Origin of the sequence: Kitasatospora sp. DSM 101779, assembly GCF_025655475.1 — a bacterium.
Classification (GTDB): Bacteria; Actinomycetota; Actinomycetes; order Streptomycetales; family Streptomycetaceae; genus Kitasatospora.
Genome location: NZ_JAHTIK010000001.1, coordinates 5,847,463 through 5,849,977 on the forward strand (window position 1 = coordinate 5,847,463; position 2,515 = coordinate 5,849,977).

At 76.2% G+C, this 2,515-nt stretch carries 4 protein-coding genes; 2 read left to right on the plus strand and 2 right to left on the minus strand.

From position 1 onward, the window contains the following. Window positions 1-496, plus strand: a 496-nt coding sequence (locus KSNIM_RS26635) for a PadR family transcriptional regulator (protein WP_263105658.1), incomplete at its 5' end; no start/stop codon positions are given. A gap of 104 nt (window positions 497-600) precedes the next feature. Here KSNIM_RS26635 and KSNIM_RS26640 read toward each other — a convergent pair. Then, a complete protein-coding gene (locus KSNIM_RS26640; RefSeq protein WP_263105659.1) occupies window positions 601-813 on the minus strand; it encodes a hypothetical protein in 213 nt (70 codons plus the stop codon). 422 nt (window positions 814-1,235) lie between these two features. On the opposite strand from KSNIM_RS26640, the gene KSNIM_RS26645 reads away from it, so the two are divergent. After that, a complete protein-coding gene (locus tag KSNIM_RS26645; protein ID WP_263105660.1) occupies window positions 1,236-1,934 on the plus strand; it encodes a bifunctional DNA primase/polymerase in 699 nt (232 codons plus the stop codon). Between the two features lie 71 nt (window positions 1,935-2,005). On the opposite strand, the gene KSNIM_RS26650 is transcribed toward KSNIM_RS26645, so the two are convergent. Beyond that, entirely contained in the window at window positions 2,006-2,446 is a 441-nt protein-coding gene (locus KSNIM_RS26650; protein ID WP_263105661.1) for a hypothetical protein, read from the minus strand. Window positions 2,447-2,515 lie beyond the last annotated feature (69 nt).

Here is a 2,515-nt window from a genome sequence, read left to right on the forward strand (position 1 = left end):
CCGCGGCCCGCGGGGCGGCGGCTGGGGTCGCGGTCCGGGCCGCCGCGGCGGCCGTGCGCGCCGGGGCGACGTCCGCGCCTCACTGCTCGCGCTGCTCAAGGAGCGGCCGATGCACGGGTACGAGATGATCACCGAGATCGGCGAGCGCACCGGCGGTGCGTGGCGCCCCAGCCCCGGATCGGTCTACCCGACCCTCCAGCTCCTGGAGGAGGAGGGGCTGATCGTCGCTCAGGAGTCCTCGGGCAAGAAGCTGTTCGAGCTGACCGAGGCCGGCCGGGCCGAGGCCGAGGCGGGGGCGGAGTCCCCGTGGGAGGAGGCCGGCCGGGGCGTCGACTGGGAGGCGGTCCAGGAGGTCGGTGCCGCGATGGGCGCCGTCGACCACGCGATCCGCCAGGTCATGCTGACCGGCACGGAGGAGCAGCGGGCCAAGGGGCTCGCCGTCCTCAACGAGGCCAAGCGCAAGCTGTACCTGATCCTCGCCGACGAGCAGGTCTGACCCGTCCAGGGGCCGACCGCACCGCCCCGTCGCGGCACCCGCCGCGGCGGGGCGGCATCGTGCTCGGGGGCGCGTTCCGCGCCGGGGGGCGTGCCCGGACTGCCTCAGGCCTCGGCGTCGTACTCGTAGCGCCAGCGCCAGCCCTTGGTGCCGAACACCTTCGACCGCCGGTAGACCAGCGTCACGGCGGGCAGGCCCTCCGTGGCCGGGACGGGCACGCGGTAGACCTTCGGAATCGTCCAGAACGACCCCAGCATGATCGGCAGCACCCTGCCGTCCAGGGGCCCGCCGACGAATTCGGTCTCCGCGCTCTTCACGCTTCCCAGAGTACGCGGCGTGCGCCGGGCGCTCTCGGGCGCAGGTCAAAGGCCCCCCGCGTGCAGGACCGGCAGAGGCGGTGTGGAGCCGGTGTGACCGGCGCAGCACCGCCCCCGGTCATTTCGGGGCCGTCCGCACCCTTATCCTGCTCTGTACGCCTCCGGGTTCGGCCCGGGTCCGCGGGCCCGCACGGGCCGGGCGAGGCGCGTGTCGTCGCGTCCGTCCGCCGAGTTGTACATTCTCGAACTCCGTATCGTGCCCCGGGCGTTGGCCGCCCCGGTGATCCCGGCCGCGGCCGCGGCGGATGCGACCGACGGGCGCCCCGGGAAGCAGCGGGCACCTGCCGTTGTTGCGTCGGACGGTGCGTCGTTCGCCGTGCCGCACCAGGCACGGCAGGTCACGGCAGAGCGGAAGGGGCCCGATGGAAGCCAGCAGCAGGTGGACGACCTGGTGGCGGCGTGAGCGGCGGCAGGACCGTCCGGTCACGGGCGGGGAAGCGGCTGCGAGGCTGGACCTGCTGCTGGGCGCGGTGCGCGCGGGCTTCCCGCTGGCACCCGCGGCCCACCCCGCGGGGCACCGGTGCTCCTGCGACCGGGTCGGCTGTCCGGCACCGGCGCAGCACCCCGTCTCCTTCGCCTGGCAGACCCAGGCGACCACCGACGCCGAGCAACTGGCCCGCTGGCTCGCCCGCGACCCGCAGGCCAACTTCGTCACCGCCACCGGCCGCGTCCACGACGTGCTGGACGTCCCCGCCGAGGCGGGCCGCCTCGCCCTGGTACGGCTGGAGGAGCGCGGCGTCCACGGCCCGGTCGCCACGGTCGGCGACGACCGCTACCTGTTCTTCACCGCCACCCGCGGCACCCCCGCCGACGAGGACGAGTGGTGGACGAGCGCCCTCGACTCCACCCCGGACACCATGTCCGAGCACCCCGGTCTGCGCTGGCACTGCCGCGGCTCGTACACGCTGCTGCCGCCCGCCGCGCTGCCGGACGGCTCCGAGGTGCGCTGGCTGCGCGGCCCCGACCAGCCGCTGCCGGACCCGCTGCGGGTGCTGGACGTGCTGACCGACGCCTGCACCGAGGTCGGCGCCGTCGCCGAGGAGCAGTGGCTGATCGGCTAGTGCCTGACGCGGCACCAGGCACCGCGGACCGCGGCGCGAACCCTCCGGCCGGGGAGGCCGGTTCGGTGCGGCTACGGCTCGGGCGCGCCGCCCAGCCCTGCCGCCTCCTCGGCCTCCAACCGGGCCTCCAGCGCCCGTAGCGCCGCGTACTCGGCCTCGTCGACCGCCTCCAGCGCGAAGTCCACGGCCTCCAGCGCGTAGCGCTCGGCGTAGTCGGCCTCCCGCCGGGCCACCCCGACGTCGTGCCGGGCCTCGCGCTCCGACGCCCGGTCCCGCACCGCGCCGACGTGCCGGTGCCAGCTCTCCCGGAGGTGGTGCCAGGTCGGGCCCGTGTGCTCCTCGGTGTCAGCCGCGGCCTCGTGCGGCGGCCCGCCACGCCTGCCGGCGGTCTCCTTCGCCCCGGCCAGGGCCTGCCGCAGCTCCTCGCCGGACTGCTGCCGCACCGCCTCCACGTGCTGCGCCGCCTCCGCGGCCCGCTGCGAGACCCGCTCCAGCCCCTGCGCCTCGTCCATCGACCACACACCTCGCCGTCGGCCCGTACTCCACCTCCAGCCTGCGACCGCCCCGCCCGCCCCGCCTGC

Excerpts from the sequence above, each read along its gene's own strand:
- KSNIM_RS26645 (WP_263105660.1), top strand. The coding sequence starts at position 1,236 with ATGGAAGCCAGCAGCAGGTGGACGACCTGGTGGCGGCGTGAGCGGCGG.
- KSNIM_RS26650 (WP_263105661.1), bottom strand. The coding sequence starts at position 2,446 with ATGGACGAGGCGCAGGGGCTGGAGCGGGTCTCGCAGCGGGCCGCGGAG.